This is a genomic window from Streptomyces sp. NPDC001002, from assembly GCF_053599215.1.
In genome coordinates this window covers 86,250-102,249 of the sequence record NZ_JBSFLV010000009.1, presented here as the reverse complement: position 1 = coordinate 102,249, position 16,000 = coordinate 86,250, and the positions used below count along the sequence as shown (strand labels likewise).

Below are 16,000 nucleotides of genomic sequence, written 5' to 3'. Positions count from 1 at the left end.
GTGCTTACTCTACTGGGCGCGGCTGCGAGGTCGTACGGGGAGATCGATTCGAGAAGGTCCGCGTCTGGCTGTGGCAGGACGGGCACAGATACCGAAGGTTTTCCTTCCGGTTGTCCAGCCGGTCTCCGTTGATGTGATCGACCTCCAGGACGAGTCGTCTGCCCTGCCATACGTCCCCGACCCCGCAGCTTGCACAGATGTGCGGGATGCCGAGATCATCGAGCGCCCGTCGCAGCTGCGTCGTTTTGGTGCGGGACGCACCCGGCTCCAGCCGGACCAGGATCTGGGCTGCGGACTTGCGATTCCTGCCCGGAGTACCGAGGCGATGTCCCTGACCGACGAAGTGACTGATCGACAGGTTGTGGGCTGCCACGCTTCTCTTGAGGCGTTCGCGGGCAGCTCCGTTGTCGACGATGCCGAGCAGCTTCAGGACGCCCGCAAAGGTTCGGGAGGAAGCCACGGCAGGCGCGAGTTGGTTGCACGGCAGGATTCCAGGGCCGTATCTGCGCCCGCTGGTGAAGTGCGAGGTGTCGATCCCGAACTGGTCCAGCTTCTTTCGGATATGGCCGTACGGACTGTCGCGCGGCTCAAGGCCCATGTGCTCGACCATCTCGCGGATGCTGGACGAACGGGCGGCCGCTGCCTGCAGAAGCGTCTTCGAGTAGCTCCTCCGCTCCCGTTCGGGCAGCGGCTCATCGACGAAGTGCGAGGTGTCGATTCCGTAGTGCTCTAGGCGCCTGAGCAGGTAGTTGCGCGGCGCGCTGCCCATCGGAGCGTTCAGTCTGCGCATCAGGTCGGGCAGGCTCGCGGAGACGGCCGCCGTACGGGTGAGCAGGTCCCTGGTGTACTTCGGAGAGCTCATGGCCGGGTCCTCCGCTTGCGGCCGCGGTAAGTGTCCGTCACCGCGTGGCAGTTGGGGCAGAGCAGTTGGAGGTTCTGCTGGCGGTTGTCCCACCAGTCGCCGTTGACGTGGTCCACTTCGAGCCTGAGCGGCCGGCCATTGTGCTCCGGCCCCGTACCGCACATCGTGCAGTGCTCCTCGACCCCGGCCTGGAGCAGTGCGCGGCGCAGGCGGTCACCCGGCACCCGTCCGTCCTCGGCGGAACGAAGACAGAGAGTCTCCCCGAGCGAACCTTTGGGGCGCCCCCGTCGTACGGCCACGAAATGGCTCGTGTCGATTCCGAGAGCGGTGATACGGCGACTGATGTGCGTCTGGTTGCCGCCTACCTGGCTGATCCCGAGGCGCCGCACGACGTCTTTGATGCTGGTCGACGTCGCCACGGCCGCCCGGAGTCGCTCCTCGGTGTGGCGCACCTGATTCGTCATGAGATGGGAGATGTCGACGCCCTCCTCCGCCATCATCCGACGTAGATAACGCCTGCTGCCGGGCGAGGGGCTGCCCCCGCACCATCGGACCGCGTCATCGATGTGCGTCGTGCGGCGAGCCGCCTCCTCAAGTAACTCGCGGGTGTACCGAGCAGCCATGTTCCCCTCCGTCCCCGACCACACGTTCGCAGCCTCGTACGGAGTAACGAACCGCTAATCGGACAGTCACGCCTGGAACGTAAAACGGCCTGCGCCAGGTCACCCCGGTGCAGGCCGTTTGCTTAGAACGCTTGGTGGAAGGGGGTGCTCAGATGCCCAGGTCCTTGATGATCTTTGCTACGTGGCCCGTCGCTCGGACGTTGTACAGCGCCCGTTCGACCTTGCCCTCCTCGTCCACCACGATCGTGGAGCGGATGACGCCCATGTAGGTCTTGCCGTAGTTCTTCTTCTCGCCGTACGCGCCGTAGGACTCCGTGACCGTCTTCTCCGGGTCGGCCAGGAGCGTGATCCTCAGGGATTCCTTGTCGCGGAACTTGGCCAGTTTCTCCGGCTTGTCGGGGGAGATGCCGAGGACGTCGTACCCCGCGCCGGTCAGCAGCTCCAGGTTGTCCGTGAAGTCGCAGGCCTGCTTGGTGCAGCCGGGCGTCAGGGCCGCCGGGTAGAAGTAGACGATGACTTTGCGGCCCTTGTGGTCCGCGAGGGACACCTCGGTGCCGTCGGCGTCCTGGAGGGTGAAGTCGGGGGCCACGTCCCCGGGCTGGAGTCGCTCACTCATCGGGCCAGCGTAACCGGGGGTCCTGACAGTGCGGCGGCGGGCGGAGCTGACAGACTGTCCAGAACAACGGCACAAACACGCATCAGCTGACTTCGGAGGCCCAACCGTGGCGGACACGTCGGACACCAGAAACCCGGCGCAGATCGAGGCGGACATCAAACGCCGCCGCGACGTGCTGGCCGAGACGCTCGACGAGATCGGGGTGCGGGTGCACCCGAAGACGATCGTCGGAGACGCCAAGGCCAAGGTTGTGTCGAACATCGATCACACCGTCGGCCGCGCCTACGTCGGCGTCAACCGGGTCGTCAGCGACGTGAAGGCGCAGTTCGTGGACGAGGAGGGCGCGCCCCGCCTTGAGCGTGTCGTGCCGGTCGCCCTCGTGGTGGTCGGTGTCGTGGGCCTGCTGGCCTTCGGCGCCCGTCGGCGCAAGCGCTGACCCGGCGGCGTACGGACGCGGTGCGGACAGGTAGGTTCAGGGCGTGAGCGCCAAAAGAGACGAGCCCAGACGAGACGAGCAGCGCACCCACGACGACAAGCTGCCGATCCGGATGCTGCACGACCGGGTGCTGGTGCGGCAGGAGGCCGGCGAGGGCGAGCGGCGTTCCGGTGGCGGGATCCTGATCCCGGCCACGGCGGCCGTGGGCCGTCGGCTGGCGTGGGCCGAGGTCGTCGCGGTGGGTCAGAACGTGCGGACCGTCGAGCCGGGCGACCGGGTGCTGTACGACCCGGAGGACCGCGCCGAGGTCGAGGTGCGGGGCACTGCGTACGTGCTCATGCGGGAACGTGACCTGCACGCCGTGGCGGCGGACCGGTTCGAGGGCTCCGAGGATTCGACCGGCCTGTACCTCTGAATCAAGGGTTTCAAAGGGGCTGGTGACCATCGTCACCAGCCCCTTTCCCGTTTCTTTGCTAGTTTTGAAGGACCCCGACGAGACGCGCCGTACCGGGAGCAGGACGCAAAGACGACGCACCCCCGTTCAGTACGTACGTCTCGGAGGTGCCTGTCATGGCCTGGGTTCTGCTGCTCGTCGCCGGTCTGCTCGAAGTGGGCTGGTCGATCGGGATGAAGTACACCGACGGTTTCACCCGTCTCGTCCCGAGCCTGTTCACCGGTGCCGGGATCGTCGCCAGCATGCTGCTGCTCTCGTACGCCGCCCGTTCCCTGCCCATCGGTACCGCCTACGGCGTGTGGGTGGGGATCGGGGCGGCCGGTGCGGCGGTGCTCGGGATGGTGGTGCTGGGGGAGCCCGTCACCGCCGCTCGGATCTTCTTCGTCTCGCTGCTGCTGGTCGCCGTGGTGGGCCTGAAGGCGACCTCCGGGCACTGAGCGGGCGCCGCTGTCGCCGGCGGCTATTGCTGGCGTCTCGCCGTGCTCTGCGGGCCCGCCGTCGTGCCGGTGCTGTTGCCGCCGGTGTCCGTGCCCGTCGTACCGCCCGTGGTGCCGCCGTCAGTGGTGCCCCCGGTGTCGGTGCCGGCCGTCGTGTCGCCGGTGGTGCCGCCGTCCGTCGTACCGCCGTCGGTCGTGGTGCCTCCGTCGGTGGTCGTGCCGCCGGTGGTGCCCCCGTCGGTGGTTCCGCCGGTGGCTGTGGTGCCGCCGTCCGTCGTCGTGCCGCCGTCCGTCTGGCCCTGCGTCTGTCCCTGGGTCTGGCCCTGGTCGCCCTGGCCGCCGTCGGTGGTGCCGCCGTTGTCCTGGTCGCCGGTGTCCGGGGGCGTGGCCTCCTCGGACGGCGGGGCGGTCTGTTCGGCGCCGGCCTGGAGCTGGAGGTCGAAGTCGGTGACCTTCTCGCCCTTCAGGGCCGCCTTGGTGAACTGTGCCCAGATCTCGGCCGGCGGGCCGCCGCCGTTGACGCGGTCCAGGCCCATCGCGCCGTAGAGCGGCTTGTGCTTGGCGGTGACGGGGTCCTGGCCCATCACGGAGACCACGGTCGCGAGGTCGGGGGTGTAGCCGGCGAACCAGGCGGCCGTGTCGTTCTCCGCGGTGCCGGTCTTGCCGGCGGCGGGACGGTCGGCGCCCTGGGCGACGGTCGCGGTGCCGCTCTCGACCACGCTCTGCAGGATCGACGTGGTGGTGTCGGCGGCCTCGCGGCTGACGGCCTGGTGGGACTGCTCCTTGGGCAGCTCCACCACGTCCTGGCCGTCCTTGGTGATCGAGTCGATCATCGTGTACGTGCCGTGCCGGCCGTGGTTGGCGAGGGTCGCGTAGGCCTCCGCCATGTCGAGGACGCTGGCGGTGGCGGTGCCGAGCGCGATCGACGGGTACGCGTTGAGGTCCTGGGTGTTGGAGGGGATGCCGAGGTCGACGGCGGTCTGCTTCACCTTTTCGGGACCGACGTCGACGGCCATCTGCGCGTACACCGCGTTGACGGACTTGTTGGTGGCGGTGCGCACGGTGATGTCGCCGTAGGAGGTCTGGTCCTCGTTCTCGGGCGCGTAGGTGCCGCCGGTCCAGCCTTCCACGGGGCGCTTGTTGGTGCCGTCGTAGTAGGTGTTGGGCGTGATCATCTCGCCGTCCTGCGTCTCGGAGTGGTTCTCCACGGCCGAGGTGAACACGAAGGGCTTGAAGGTGGAGCCGACCTGGAAGTCGCCGCGGGTCGCGCCGTTCGTGTACTGCTTGACGTAGTCGATGCCGCCGTACATCGCGACGACCTTGCCGGTCTTGGGGTCGACGGAGGCGCCGCCCGCGCGGACGTAGTTGTCGACCTTGCGGTCCTTCTTGTCCAGCTTGGACATCACCTGGTCGTCGACGGCCTTCACGAAGGCGTCCTGCTTGCTCTTGTCCAGGGTCGTCTTGATGCGGTAGCCGCCGGCCTCCAGCTCGTCGGCGGTGACGATCTTGTTCTTGATCAGGTAGCTCTTGACCGCCTCGACGATGTAACCGCGCTGCCCGGACAGGCCGGTGGAGACCGTCTGCTCCTTCGGCATCGGGAACTTCAGCCCGGCCCGCTTCGCCTCGGTCAGCCAGCCCTTCTTGACCATGCCGTCCAGGACGTAGTTCCAACGGGCCACGGCCGCCTGCTTGTTCTCGGGGTGGGCGACGACGTCGTACTCGCTGGGCGCGTTGACCAGTGCGGCGAGGTAGGCGGCGTGGGCCGGGTCGAGGTCGGTGGCGTCCTGGCCGTAGTAGGCCTGGGCGGCGGCCTGGATGCCGTAGGCGTTGCGGCCGAAGTAGCTGGTGTTGAGGTAGCCCTCCAGGATCTGGTCCTTGGACTCCGTGCGGTCCAGCTTGATCGAGATGAAGAACTCCTTCACCTTGCGGGTGACGGTCTGTTCCTGGCCCAGGTAGTAGTTCTTGACGTACTGCTGGGTGATCGTCGAGCCGGACTGGCGGCCCTTGCCGGTCGCGGTGTTCCAGCCGGCCCGCAGCATCGCCTTGGGGTCGATGGCGGACTCGGTGTAGAAGTCGCGGTCCTCGGCGGCCAGTACGGCGTGCTGGGCGTCCTTGGAGACCTGCGCGAGCGACACGTTCTCCCGGTTGACCTCGCCGTCCCGGGCGAGCTGCGAGCCGTCGGCGTACAGGAAGACGTTGGACTGCTTGGTGGCGAGCGCGTTGGCCGGCGGGATCTTGACCAGGGAGTAGCCGAGGAAGAACAGGCCGACGAGCAGCAGGACGCCGATCACGAAGGTGCCGAGCACCATGCGCCAGGTGGGGATGATCCGCCGCCAGCCGGTGCGCCTGGGCCGCTTCATCTTCTTCTTCCCACCCGTCTGTTCGGCCGCCAGCGGCTCTCTCGGTGCCCAGCCCTCGGTCGGCTGCTGCGGCTCGTCGCTCATGTTGTGCACGGACTCCAATTTCGCGTCATACGTTCCGGTACGACCTCGTACGCGTTCTGCGCCCCTTCTTGAAGACTCTCGCACCATGCGTTCCGTTGCAGATCACGGCACGCGTCCTGCCACGAAAATGCGTGGCGTACGTCACCACCTGCGGGCTAGGCTCCTGCGCTTCGGTGTCTTGCGGGCCTGGGAGGTCGTTGACGGTGGGCTCGGGGCGGTTGTACGCGGCCGTCGCGGCGGGCGGCTTGAAGCGGTACTCGACGTATCGGGCGGCCACCGCGGCGGGGGTGTTCACCAACACCGTGTTCGGGCTGATCCTCGTGTACACGTATCTCGCGCTGTGGGACGAGCGGCCGCATCTCGGCGGGTACGACCAGGCGCAGGCCGTCACCTATGTGTGGCTCGGGCAGGCGCTGCTCGCGGCGCTGGCGATCGGGGGCGGCGGGGTCGAGAACGAACTGATGGAGCGGATCCGCACCGGGGACATCGCGACCGACCTGTACCGGCCCGCGGATCTTCAGCTGTGGTGGCTGGCGGCCGACGTGGGGCGCGCGCTGTTCCAGCTGCTGGGGCGGGGGGTGATCCCGTTCGCCTTCGGCGCACTGGTGTTTCCGGTGGCGCTGCCGGGCTCCTGGCTGACCTGGGCCGCGTTCCTGGTGACCGTCGTGCTGGGCATGGTGGTCGGGTTCGGCATCCGGTACCTGGTCGCGCTGCTCACGTTCTGGCTGATGGACGGCACGGGTGTGACGCACATGGCGATGCTCGTCGGGTTCTTCTGCTCGGGGATGGTGCTGCCGCTGAACGTGTTCCCGGGCGAGCTCGGCGAGGTCGTACGGATGCTGCCCTGGTCGGCGCTGCTGCAGAAACCGGCCGACGTGCTGCTGGGGGAGGCGGACCCGTGGTCGACGTTCGCGTTCCAGGGGGCGTGGGCGGTGGCCCTGTTGGGGGCGGGGCGGCTGGTGCAGTCGGTGGCGACACGGAGGGTGGTCGTTCAAGGTGGCTGACACGGGCGCGGTGGTCGACGGACTGCGCACCTATCGCATGATCGCGGCGATGTGGATGCGCTCCACGATGGCGTACCGCACGTCCTTCGTGATGACGACGTTCGCCAACTTCGCGGTCACCGCGCTCGACTTCGTGGCGATCCTGCTGATGTTCTCGCAGGTCGACGTGCTCGGCGGCTGGCCGCTGCCCGAAGTGGCCTTCCTGTACGGCCTGTCGTGCGTCGCGTTCGGTCTCGCGGATCTGGCGATCGGCTCGATGGAGCGGCTGGGCCAGCGAGTTCGGGACGGCACGCTGGACACACTGCTCGTGCGCCCCGCGCCGGTGCTCGCGCAGGTGGCCGCCGACCGCTTCGGGCTGCGCCGCCTGGGGCGGGTCACGCAGGGGGCGTTGGTGCTCGGGTACGCCCTGCTCAGCGTCGACATCGGCTGGACGCCGGTGAAGGTGGCGCTGATGCCGGTGATCGTGCTGAGCGGCGCGGGGATCTTCTGCGCGGTGTTCGTGGCGGGCGCGGCCTTCCAGTTCGTGGCGCAGGACGGGTCGGAGGTGATGAACGCGTTCACGTACGGCGGCACGACGCTGTTGCAGTACCCGCCCACCGTCTTCGGCCAGGAGCTGGTGCGCGGGGTGACGTTCGTGCTGCCGCTGGCCTTCGTCAACTGGGTGCCCGCGGCCTATGTGTTGGGGCGTCCGCTGCCGCTGGGGCTGCCGCAGTGGTCGGCGTTCGTGTCACCGCTGGTGGCGGTCGCCTGCTGCGCGCTCTCGGGAGTTGCCTGGCGGGCTGGTCTCAGGTCCTATCGGAGTACGGGGAGTTAGCGAGCAGACGATGGATCCTCAAGCGACGGACCCTCAGGCGATCGGCCCTCGGTCGACGGACCCTTTCATCGAACTCGACCGGGTCGAGAAGGTCTTCGACGTCCGCCGCAAGACCGGTTTCCTCAAGCGGGAGCGCCGGCAGGTGCGGGCCGTCGACGGCATCTCCTTCACCGTTGCGCGCGGCGAGATGGTCGGCTACATCGGCCCGAACGGCGCCGGGAAGTCGACGACGATCAAGATGCTGACCGGCATCCTCACGCCGAGCGGCGGCCGGCTGCGGGTGGCCGGCATCGACCCGTCCCGTGAGCGCACGCGCCTGGCGCACCGGATCGGCGTGGTGTTCGGGCAGCGTACGACGCTGTGGTGGGACCTGCCGCTGATCGACTCGTACAAGCTGATGCACCGCATGTACCGCATCCCCGACGCGCGTTACCGCGAGAACCTCGACCGCTGTGTCGAACTCCTGGAGCTGGCCGACCTGTTGGACGTCCCCGTGCGTCAGCTCTCGCTCGGACAGCGGATGCGGGGTGACATCGCGGCGGCGCTGCTGCACGACCCGGAGGTGCTGTACCTCGACGAGCCGACGATCGGGCTCGACGTCATGTCCAAGGCCAAGGTACGGGGTTTTCTGCGGGAGTTGAACGCCGAGCGCGGCACGACGGTCCTGCTGACCACGCACGACCTCCAGGACATCGAGCAGCTCTGCTCGCGGGTGATGGTCATCGACCACGGGCGCATGATGTACGACGGTGCGCTCGCCGGGCTGCACGAGGTGGGGGAGAGCGAACGCACCCTGGTGGTGGACCTGGAGCGGGAGCTGCCGGCGATCGAGATCCCGGACGCGCGGGTGGTGAAGGTGGAGGGGCCGCGCCAGTGGCTGGCGTTCCCGGCGTCGGGGTCCGCGGCTCCGCTGGTCGCGCGGATCGCGGCGGAGTATCCGCTGGTGGACCTCTCGGTGCGCGAGCCGGACATCGAGGCGGTCATCGCCAAGATGCTGCACTCCCTGGGAGACGCCGGTACCCCTGGATCCCCGCCGGAACAGGCCGAGGAAGCGGTCTCGTAGCCCTCGTCGGAGCGACCTCGTAGGCTGCTGTACATGAGTGACGACGCAGTCCCGGAGCTTCGCGCCTCCGACGCCGACCGTGAGCGGGTCTCGGAGATCCTGCGGGACGCCCTCGCGGAGGGCCGCCTCGACATGGAGGAGTTCGAGGAGCGGCTGGAGGCGACGTACAAGGCGCGGACGTATGCCGAACTGGCGCCGATCACCCGTGATCTGCCGGCCCCCGGTGTCGCCCCGCCGCCGGTGAGCATGGTCAAGGAGCCGGTGGACAGCGGGAGTTGGGCCGGCCGGATCGTCGGCGGCGAGGGTTCGTCGACCTGGGCCGTCGCCGTGATGTCCGGCTTCCAGCGCAAGGGGCGCTGGACCGTGCCCAGGCGGTTCACCTCCTTCTCCTTCTGGGGCGGCGGTGAACTCGACCTGCGCGAGGCGAACTTCGCGGACCGTGAGGTCGTCATCAACTGCATCGCGATCATGGGCGGGGCGAATGTGATCGTGCCGCCCGGCGTCGAGGTCGTGGTGCGCGGCATCGGGATCATGGGCGGCTTCGACAGCCGCGAGGAGGGCGTGCCCGGCGACCCGGGCGCCCCGCGCGTGATCGTCACCGGCTTCGCCTTCTGGGGCGGTGTCGGCGTCGAGCGCAAGCTGACCCGGGAGGCGCGGCGCCGCCTGAAGGAGGAGCGCCGCCGGCAGAAGCTGGAGCGCAAGAACTCCGGCCGTGAGCTGCCGGAGTCCTCCCGCGACGGCATGGACGACGAGGACGACACGGACGACGTGTTCGACGACCACCAGCGCATCCTCGGCCACCACCACCGCATGCTCGACGGCCGCCATCGCGACCCCCGCCGCGAACGCCAGGAGGAGCGCCGCGAGCAGCAGGAGGAGCGCCGCCGCGAGCGCCGCGAGGAGCGGGACCGGCGACGGTTCGGGGACTACTGACACGGGCTCGGGGACTACTGACACCGGCCCGGGGACTACTGACACGGGCCCGGGCACTCCTGACACGGGCCCGGGTGTCACAGCTCCGCCGGCGCCGAACCCTTCAGGTCGTCCAGGTCGAAGGCCGCCGCCATCCGCGCGTACCCCTCGTCGCTGGGGTGGAGGTGGTCGCCGGAGTCGTAGTCGGAGCGCAGGCGGCGCGGGTCGTACGGGTCGCGCAGGGCGCGGTCGAAGTCGACCACGGCGTCGAACACCCGGCCCGAGCGGATCATCGCGTTGACCTCCTGCCGTACGGCTTCCCGGTCCCCGGAGTAGCCGCGGTGCCCCTTGAACGGCATCAGGGTCGCGCCGACCACCTTGATGCCGCGCGCGTGGGCGTGCCCGACCAGGGTGCGCAGGCCCTCGACGATGTGGTCCGGGTCGGCGAGCTGCGGGTTGCGCAGGATGTCGTTGACGCCGAGGTCGATGATCACGACCTTGACGTTCGTGCGGGAGAGCACGTCACGGGAGAAGCGGTCGAGGCCGCTCGGGTTGTCGGCGGGCCGGCCGAGGCCGCCGGTGAGGATCCGGTTGCCGCTGATGCCCTGGTTGACCACGCTGTAGCGGGGCACGTCCTGACCGGACTCGACGGCCGTACGCAGCCGCTGCGCGAGGACGTCGGTCCAGCGGTGGTTGGCGTCCTTGGTGGAGGTGATGCCGTCGGTGAGCGAGTCCCCGAAGGCGACCACGGTGCCGTCCGACTCGTTGCTCAGCACGTCCAGCGCGGTCAGATAGCGCCAGAACGCCGTCTGCTCGGTGTACGCGGTGCCGGTGACGTCCTCGGTGAGGTCGCCGTCGGCGACGTAGGAGATCTGGCGGGCGTGCGGGTGGTAGGTGACCGGGCCGGACGCGGTGGGGGAGTACGTGGTGACCAGGACGTCGCTGCCCTGCGGGATCACGATGCGGACCGCGTCGCTCAGCACCTGGCCGCCGGCCGGGATCACGACCGTGGTGGCGCCGGAGAAGGTCAGCCGCACCATCGACCGCGCCGCGGCGACCGCGCTGCGGCTCGTGGCGGCGACGGCGATCGACGCGTTGGTGAGGGTCAGCGCCGACTGCCCGTAGAGGTTGGACAGCGTGACGCGGGCGCTGGTGCCGCCCACGCCCGCGTGCACGACGTTGCGCACCGAGCGCCCCGCGAACCCGAGGGCCTCGGTGCCGGGCTCGGCGCCCGCGGGGGACGCGGACCAGGAGCCGACCCAGGTGCCGGTGGAGGCGGGGGCGGCGGAGTTGTGCCGGGTGCCCCCTTGGGCGAGGGCGTCCGTGCGGATGTGGCCGTCGTCGGCGGCCGCACCGACATAGATGGCGGCCGAGATCCCCACGATCAGGGCGACGATCCCCGCCAGCAAGGCGCTGTGCTTCGTGGGGGACACCCCCACACCCCCGCCGTTTCGCTTGGCCATGCGGTGCGTGTCTCCTCGGCTGTGATGAGGGGTAGTCGACCAGGACCCCCCCACTGGGTCGCCGGAGTTCGTCACGATTTCCCCCTCCCGACAGACGGCGGGAACTCCTGTTCCGTTCCGGGAGTCGGTCAGGAAGGGACAATATGTGCAGGGGATCACGAACGGGTGGAGTGGATGGAACGTACGAATCCGGATGAAGCGGGATCAAGTGACGTCGCCATGAAGCATGCCCGGCCCGACCCCGCGGATAACCGCGCCGATCCGGCCACTCCCGCCCCGGCCGCCCGCACGATGACGACGTTCAGCCCCGCCGACGAGGAGAAGCGGCGCGGGGTGCGCCGTATGAAACTCACCGCGACCGGGCTGCTGCTGTTCGTCGCCGTCGTCTACGTCCTCGCCAAGTGGGCCTCCCACGAGGGCGCCGGGGTCTGGGCCGACTACGTGGCCGCGGCGGCCGAGGCCGGCATGGTCGGTGCGATGGCCGACTGGTTCGCGGTCACCGCCCTCTTCCGTCACCCGCTCGGCCTGCCCATCCCGCACACCGCGATCATCCCCACCAAGAAGGACCAACTCGGCATCTCCCTGGGCGAGTTCGTCGGGGAGAACTTCCTCTCCCAAGATGTCGTACGACAGCGGCTGCGCGCCGTCGGCATCGGCAGCCGGCTCGGCGTCTGGCTGGCCGACCCCGACCACGCGGACCGGGTGACGGCGGAACTCTCGGCCGCCCTGCGCGGCGCCCTCACCGTCCTGCGCGACTCCGACGTCCAGGCCATCGTCGGCGAGGCGATCACCCGCCGGGCCGACGCCCAGGAGATCGCGCCCGGCATCGGCAAGATGCTGGAGAAGATCGTCGCCGACGGCGGCCACAAACGGGTCGTCGACCTGATCGTCACCCGCGCGCACGACTGGCTGGTCCTGCACGACGAACAGGTCATGGACGCCGTCCAGGGCGGGGCGCCCGGCTGGACCCCGCGGTTCGTCGACAAGAAGGTCGGCGAGCGCGTCTACAAGGAGCTGCTGCGCTTCGTCACCGAGATGCGGGACATGCCCTCGCACCCCGCGCGCGGCGCCCTCGACCGCTTCCTCACCGACTTCGCCTCCGACCTCCAGTCCGACACCGAGACCCGCGCGCGGATCGAACGGCTCAAGGGCGAGGTCCTTGGCCGCGGCGAGGTCCAGGACCTGATCGCCTCGGCCTGGACCTCCGTACGCTCCATGATCGTCTCGGCGGCCGAGGACGAGCGCAGCGAGCTGCGGCTGCGCGTGCGGGCCTCGCTGCTGTCGCTGGGCGCGCGGATGTCCGTGGACGCGGGGCTCCAGGCCAAGGTCGACGGGTGGGTGGAGGGCGCGGCGGTGTACGTCGTCACCACCTACCGGGGCGAGATCACCTCCCTGATCACCGACACCGTGGCGAGCTGGGACGCCGAGCACACGACGAGGAAGATCGAGGCGCACATCGGCCGTGACCTGCAGTTCATCCGGATCAACGGCACGGTGGTGGGGTCGCTGGTCGGGCTGCTGATCTACGCGGTGTCGCGGGGGCTGGGCGCGTAGTCGGCCGGCCGACGGGATGCGGGGACGGGGTGAACGGGCCAAGGTGAGGAGAGGCGGGCCGGGCGCGCGGGGTGCGTAAAGCGGGCTGGTGGGGGCACTCGGCGAAAGTTCCGACGGAGGTTCCGCCGGACGGTTCGCTCGACGAGGAGGGAGCCCATGGCCACCGCTCAGGCCGAAGACGGCCGCATCGTCACCACCAGCATCCCCGCCCGCCTGGACCGGCTGCCCTGGTCGCGCTGGCACTGGACGATCGTCATCGGCCTCGGCACGGTGTGGATCCTGGACGGCCTGGAGGTCACGGTCGTCGGCAACATCGCAGGACGCCTGTCCGAGCCCGGCAGCGGACTGCCGATCACCTCAGGCGAGGTCACCGGCATCGCCGCCGCGCTGTATGTGGCCGGTGCCTGCTCCGGCGCCCTGTTCTGGGGCCGCCTGACCGACCGCTACGGCCGTAAAAAACTGTTCATGATCACCCTGATCGTCTATCTGGCGGCCACCGCCCTGACGGCGGTCTCCTTCCAGACCTGGTGGTTCTTCGCCTTCCGCTTCCTGACCGGCTTCGGCATCGGCGGCGAGTACGCGGCGATCAACTCCGCCATCGACGAACTGATCCCCGCCTACCACCGCGGGCGCGTCGACCTCATCATCAACGGCAGCTTCTGGGTGGGCGCGGTCTTCGGCTCGCTCCTCTCCATCGTCGCGCTGAACACCGCGATCCTCCCGGCCGACGTGGGCTGGCGCCTGACCTTCGCGCTCGGCGCGGTCCTCGCCCTGGTGATCCTTCTGGTACGACGACACGTACCCGAGAGCCCACGCTGGCTGCTGATCCACGGCAAGGAGGAGGAAGCCGAACGCATCGTCAGCTCGATCGAGGAGCGGGTCGAGGCGGAGCGGGGCGAGCAACTCCCCGCCCCCGAGGGCGAGATCACCATCCACCAGCGCAAGAGCATCAGCTTCCTGGAGATCGGCCGCACCCTCTTCTCCGACTACCGCAAACGCTCGGTCCTCGGCTTCTCCCTCTTCATCGGCCAGGCCTTCCTCTACAACGCGATCACCTTCGGCTTCGGCGCGATCCTGACCAAGTTCTACGACGTCCCGACCGGGAACACCGGCTACTACTTCGCCGTGATCGCGGTCGGCAACTTCTTCGGCCCGCTGCTGCTGGGCAAGCTCTTCGACACGGTGGGCCGCCGGACGATGATCTCGTCGACGTACCTCCTGTCCGGACTCCTCCTCTTCGGCACGGCCTGGCTCTTCGACCGCGGCTCGCTCAACGCGACGACCCTGACCGCGTGTTGGTGCGCGGTCCTGTTCTTCGCCTCCGCGGGCGCCTCCAGCGCCTACCTCACGGTCTCCGAGATCTTCCCGATGGAGACCCGCGCCATGTCCATCGCCTTCTTCTACGCCATCGGCACGGCCGCCGGCGGTATCACGGGACCCCTCGTCTTCGCCGACCTCACCGAGTCCGGCGTCGTCGGCGACACGACCCTCGCCTTCCAGATCGGCGCGGGGCTGATGTGCGCGGCGGGGATCGTCGCGGCGTTCCTCGCGGTGAACGCCGAGCGGAGGTCGCTGGAGGACATCGCCACGCCGTTGACCGCGGTGGTGGCGAAGGCGGGGGCGGCGGTGAAGGGGGCGGGGAACGTCGGGAAGCCGGGGACCGTCGGGAAGTCGGGCGGTCCGGGTGAGTCGGGCCCTCCGGGTCCTCCGGGGACGCCTATTGGGCGGCGTCCCGCCTGACCCGGTCCCGGCGGCGCATCAGGAGCAGGCCGCCGGCGACGGTGGTGAGGCCTGCGGCCGCTGCCCATCCGATGACGTCACCGGAGCCGGTGCTGGCCAGGTCGCCGGTGGAGTTCGGGGAGGGGGAGGGGGAGGGGGAGGAGGTGGCGGCGGACTGGGGGCGGGGGCCGGAGCCGGTACGGGAGTCGGCGCCCGAGCCCGTGTCCGTGCCGGCGCCGGATGCGGTGGCCGTCGGTGCGGGCGTGGATGTGGGCGTCCCGATGGGGGCGGGGGTGCCGCTTGTGGTGGCTCTGTCCCGCGTGAACGCCAGGGTGCCGAAGCCGAGTTGGTCGTATCCGCCGCTGTTGGGCCCGTAGTCACCGCCGCCGCCCTCGGGGGCGGACTTGGCGGCGATCTGAGTGAGGTAGGTGGCTGAGAGCCCGCGCCGCTTGGTGTAGTGGTTGGCGATCATCGCCCAGATGGGCCGGGTCATGGCCGGGTCGACACCGGCCGCGGCGCTCGCGGTCTCGCTCCCCGACCACCCCGCGACGGCACCCTTCCGACGGGTGTTGGGCGTGTACGGCACCTGCCCGCCCATGCTCCACTTCGCCACGTACTGGGCGCCCTTGAGGAACCGGCTGTCGTCGTACCCGTACAGATCGATCCCCTGATTCCACGCCATCTCGCAGAAGGTGCCCATGAGCCCGACGCCGAGCAGAGCGTGCCCTTGATCGCGCCCGGCCTCCAACCACTCACCCAGCCCGTCGTCATGCAGAACGGGAATCGCGTTACGGACGGACCCAAGACCCGCCCCGTGCTTGAAGTAGTCGACGGCGCGGGCGACTTGGGCCTTGTCGTCGCAGAAGATGCCGGTGGCGAGGACGCAGGCCATGGCGGTGAGGTCCCAGTTGGTCCAGTAGTTGGTGACGACGGCGTCGTTGTGCTTGACCAGGAAGCTGTCGCTGAGCGGCGCGAAGACCTTGCTGAGCATCTCCTGGAACCGGCCCAGCTCGAAGTCCCCGTGATCCCGGACGAGTTCGGCGGCGTTCGCGAACTGGTACCCGTACAGTCCCGCGGCCAGGAACCGGTCGGCCGACCCCTGCACCGAAGTCAGCTTGGCCGACCAGGAGTTGAGGATCGCGACGGCGGTGTCGGCGTGGGCGCTGTCGCCGCCGACGTGGTAGCGCAGGGCGTTCTGGTAGGCGGCGTGGACGTCGTTGTAGAGGGTCGCGTAGTTCTGCGGCGTACCGCTGCCGCGGTAGACGGTGGCCTGGGGGTTCGCCGTCCACCCGCTCTGCGCATGCCGGTTGGCGGTGAGCTTGGCGTAGCCGGCGGTGTAGGGGGCCGCGCCGGACTTCACCTTGGCGGCCATACGGGCGAGGTCGGCGGAGGTGTGGAGGAGACCGGGGTGGGCGTATCCGCCGGCGGCGGCCGCGGGGGTGGTGGCGGTGATCCCGACGGCGGCGGTCGTCGTGATGGCCGCGGCGGCGGTGCCGGTGGCCTTGAGGAGGGCGCGGCGGGTGAGGGCGGGGGCGGGGGCACAGTGGCTGGGGTGTTGGGTGGGGTGCATGCGCAGGAGACGTACGGGGGTGGGGGGCG

General features: G+C 69.5%; 15 protein-coding genes and 1 riboswitch. Of the genes, 9 read left to right on the top strand and 6 right to left on the bottom strand.

Features of this window, described 5'->3' with window-relative positions; all coding sequences use genetic code 11:
• Nucleotides 1-4: 4 nt before the first annotated feature.
• The 3 genes from ACWDR3_RS07420 to bcp all read right to left on the bottom strand — a co-directional run bounded on the left by ACWDR3_RS07420 (nt 5) and on the right by bcp (nt 2,101).
• On the bottom strand, nt 5-862 hold the full coding sequence (locus ACWDR3_RS07420; RefSeq protein WP_450351504.1) for an HNH endonuclease signature motif containing protein: 858 nt from the start codon (nt 860-862) through the stop codon (nt 5-7).
• Entirely contained in the window at nt 859-1,485 is a 627-nt protein-coding gene (locus tag ACWDR3_RS07415; RefSeq protein WP_450351503.1) for an HNH endonuclease signature motif containing protein, read from the bottom strand. Before ACWDR3_RS07415 ends, ACWDR3_RS07420 begins: the two co-directional genes overlap by 4 nt.
• 148 nt (nt 1,486-1,633) lie before the next feature.
• Nucleotides 1,634-2,101: a thioredoxin-dependent thiol peroxidase gene (gene bcp, locus ACWDR3_RS07410; protein WP_450351502.1), complete on the bottom strand. Its 468-nt coding sequence runs from the start codon at nt 2,099-2,101 to the stop codon at nt 1,634-1,636.
• A 106-nt stretch (nt 2,102-2,207) separates the two neighbouring features.
• On the opposite strand from bcp, the gene ACWDR3_RS07405 reads away from it, so the two are divergent.
• The 3 genes from ACWDR3_RS07405 (at nt 2,208) to ACWDR3_RS07395 (ending at nt 3,428) form a co-directional block, all read left to right on the top strand.
• On the top strand, nt 2,208-2,537 hold the full coding sequence (locus ACWDR3_RS07405; RefSeq protein ID WP_450351501.1) for a DUF3618 domain-containing protein: 330 nt from the start codon (nt 2,208-2,210) through the stop codon (nt 2,535-2,537).
• A gap of 43 nt (nt 2,538-2,580) precedes the next feature.
• Nucleotides 2,581-2,952, top strand: coding sequence for a GroES family chaperonin (locus ACWDR3_RS07400; protein WP_402349996.1), 372 nt, complete (start codon nt 2,581-2,583; stop codon nt 2,950-2,952).
• A gap of 49 nt (nt 2,953-3,001) precedes the next feature.
• Nucleotides 3,002-3,073, top strand: a riboswitch (guanidine-III (ykkC-III) riboswitch).
• Nucleotides 3,074-3,107: 34 nt separating this feature from the next.
• Nucleotides 3,108-3,428, top strand: a complete 321-nt coding sequence (locus ACWDR3_RS07395) for a DMT family transporter (RefSeq protein WP_402349993.1) — start codon at nt 3,108-3,110, stop codon at nt 3,426-3,428.
• A gap of 23 nt (nt 3,429-3,451) precedes the next feature.
• Here the strand turns inward: ACWDR3_RS07395 and ACWDR3_RS07390 are convergent, their stop codons facing one another.
• Nucleotides 3,452-5,872, bottom strand: a complete 2,421-nt coding sequence (locus tag ACWDR3_RS07390; protein ID WP_450351500.1) for a transglycosylase domain-containing protein — start codon at nt 5,870-5,872, stop codon at nt 3,452-3,454.
• 197 nt (nt 5,873-6,069) lie between these two features.
• Between ACWDR3_RS07390 and ACWDR3_RS07385 the strand changes: the two genes are divergently transcribed.
• From ACWDR3_RS07385 to ACWDR3_RS07370, 4 genes are read left to right on the top strand one after another with little or no spacing between them, the layout of a single operon-like run.
• Nucleotides 6,070-6,876 (top strand): ABC transporter permease, encoded by an 807-nt coding sequence (locus ACWDR3_RS07385; RefSeq protein WP_450351499.1) that lies wholly within the window; start codon nt 6,070-6,072, stop codon nt 6,874-6,876.
• Between the two features lie 37 nt (nt 6,877-6,913).
• On the top strand, nt 6,914-7,690 hold the full coding sequence (locus ACWDR3_RS07380; protein ID WP_450351528.1) for an ABC transporter permease: 777 nt from the start codon (nt 6,914-6,916) through the stop codon (nt 7,688-7,690).
• 10 nt (nt 7,691-7,700) lie between these two features.
• Complete coding sequence (locus tag ACWDR3_RS07375; RefSeq protein WP_450351498.1) at nt 7,701-8,753, top strand: ABC transporter ATP-binding protein; 1,053 nt, start codon at nt 7,701-7,703, stop codon at nt 8,751-8,753.
• Nucleotides 8,754-8,786: 33 nt separating this feature from the next.
• Nucleotides 8,787-9,686, top strand: coding sequence for a DUF1707 SHOCT-like domain-containing protein (locus ACWDR3_RS07370; protein ID WP_450351497.1), 900 nt, complete (start codon nt 8,787-8,789; stop codon nt 9,684-9,686).
• Nucleotides 9,687-9,763: 77 nt separating this feature from the next.
• Here the strand turns inward: ACWDR3_RS07370 and ACWDR3_RS07365 are convergent, their stop codons facing one another.
• Nucleotides 9,764-11,128, bottom strand: coding sequence for an SGNH/GDSL hydrolase family protein (locus ACWDR3_RS07365; protein WP_450351496.1), 1,365 nt, complete (start codon nt 11,126-11,128; stop codon nt 9,764-9,766).
• Nucleotides 11,129-11,302: 174 nt separating this feature from the next.
• Between ACWDR3_RS07365 and ACWDR3_RS07360 the strand changes: the two genes are divergently transcribed.
• Together ACWDR3_RS07360 and ACWDR3_RS07355 are read left to right on the top strand one after the other, a co-directional pair.
• On the top strand, nt 11,303-12,682 hold the full coding sequence (locus ACWDR3_RS07360; protein WP_450351495.1) for a DUF445 domain-containing protein: 1,380 nt from the start codon (nt 11,303-11,305) through the stop codon (nt 12,680-12,682).
• A 156-nt stretch (nt 12,683-12,838) separates the two neighbouring features.
• On the top strand, nt 12,839-14,422 hold the full coding sequence (locus tag ACWDR3_RS07355; RefSeq protein WP_450351494.1) for an MFS transporter: 1,584 nt from the start codon (nt 12,839-12,841) through the stop codon (nt 14,420-14,422).
• On the opposite strand, the gene ACWDR3_RS07350 is transcribed toward ACWDR3_RS07355, so the two are convergent.
• The gene (locus ACWDR3_RS07350) at nt 14,400-15,971 is read right to left on the bottom strand and encodes an alginate lyase family protein (protein WP_450351493.1); all 1,572 of its coding nucleotides are present in this window, start codon (nt 15,969-15,971) and stop codon (nt 14,400-14,402) included. The two genes, ACWDR3_RS07355 and ACWDR3_RS07350, sit on opposite strands and share 23 nt — an antisense overlap.
• Nucleotides 15,972-16,000: the final 29 nt, after the last annotated feature.

Coding starts and splice junctions, on each gene's coding strand:
- ACWDR3_RS07420 (WP_450351504.1), bottom strand. CDS start 862: ATGAGCTCTCCGAAGTACACCAGGGACCTGCTCACCCGTACGGCGGCC.
- ACWDR3_RS07415 (WP_450351503.1), bottom strand. CDS start 1,485: ATGGCTGCTCGGTACACCCGCGAGTTACTTGAGGAGGCGGCTCGCCGC.
- bcp (WP_450351502.1), bottom strand. CDS start 2,101: ATGAGTGAGCGACTCCAGCCCGGGGACGTGGCCCCCGACTTCACCCTC.
- ACWDR3_RS07395 (WP_402349993.1), top strand. CDS start 3,108: ATGGCCTGGGTTCTGCTGCTCGTCGCCGGTCTGCTCGAAGTGGGCTGG.
- ACWDR3_RS07390 (WP_450351500.1), bottom strand. CDS start 5,872: ATGAGCGACGAGCCGCAGCAGCCGACCGAGGGCTGGGCACCGAGAGAG.
- ACWDR3_RS07380 (WP_450351528.1), top strand. CDS start 6,914: ATGATCGCGGCGATGTGGATGCGCTCCACGATGGCGTACCGCACGTCC.
- ACWDR3_RS07375 (WP_450351498.1), top strand. CDS start 7,701: ATGGATCCTCAAGCGACGGACCCTCAGGCGATCGGCCCTCGGTCGACG.
- ACWDR3_RS07370 (WP_450351497.1), top strand. CDS start 8,787: ATGAGTGACGACGCAGTCCCGGAGCTTCGCGCCTCCGACGCCGACCGT.
- ACWDR3_RS07365 (WP_450351496.1), bottom strand. CDS start 11,128: ATGGCCAAGCGAAACGGCGGGGGTGTGGGGGTGTCCCCCACGAAGCAC.
- ACWDR3_RS07360 (WP_450351495.1), top strand. CDS start 11,303: ATGGAACGTACGAATCCGGATGAAGCGGGATCAAGTGACGTCGCCATG.
- ACWDR3_RS07355 (WP_450351494.1), top strand. CDS start 12,839: ATGGCCACCGCTCAGGCCGAAGACGGCCGCATCGTCACCACCAGCATC.
- ACWDR3_RS07350 (WP_450351493.1), bottom strand. CDS start 15,971: ATGCACCCCACCCAACACCCCAGCCACTGTGCCCCCGCCCCCGCCCTC.